Source organism: Bartonella sp. SD1336NMGDW, from assembly GCF_042193565.1.
GTDB lineage: Bacteria > Pseudomonadota > Alphaproteobacteria > Rhizobiales > Rhizobiaceae > Bartonella > Bartonella grahamii.
The window spans coordinates 1-582 of sequence record NZ_JBHILW010000102.1 but is presented as its reverse complement, the minus strand read 5'-3'; the positions used below and the strand labels follow the sequence as shown (position 1 = coordinate 582).

Annotated in this window: 1 protein-coding gene; it reads left to right on the top strand. The window is 48.3% G+C overall.

Going from position 1 to position 582, the window contains the following annotated elements; all coding sequences use genetic code 11:
* On the top strand, positions 1 to 582 hold a 582-nt coding region (locus ACFIKH_RS09375; protein ID WP_375671555.1), incomplete at both ends, for a DUF935 family protein.

Genomic DNA, 582 nt, shown 5'->3' with positions numbered 1-582 from the left:
TGCAAGCCCTACCGTTAATGGTATTCGTGATGTGTGGTCACAAACCATTGTCAGTGGTCTCACCCCTGCGCAACTTGCTGATATTTTGCAACAGGCAGCACAGGGGCATCCAGAGCAGTTTTTTCAACTTGCCGATGTTGTGGAAGAGCGGGATTTGCATAATGGGGCTGTGCTTGGCATGCGCAAAAATGCCCTTACAGGGGTGGAGCCTGGAGTGATTGCCGCAAGCAACAGTGCACAGGACAAAAAGATTGCGGATGCGGTGCGAGAAGTGATTAGTGCACCTACTTTTGTTGATGATTATGTGACGGATTTGTTAGATGCTTTGGGAAAAGGCTATGCGGTTGTTGAAACTTTGTGGGACAAGAGTGCCAAGGAATGGTGGCCGGTTGCTTGGAAATGGCGGGACCAGCGGTTTTTTCAATTAGATCGGCGGGATGGTTTTCATTTGCGTTTAAAAGAAGAGGGGTCTCACTATGGTATTGAGTTGCCTGCTTATAAATTTTCTATTCACAGACCGAAGTTAAAAAGTGGGTTGCCTATCCGCACGGGGCTTGCACGGCTTGCAGCTTGGGCTTTTTT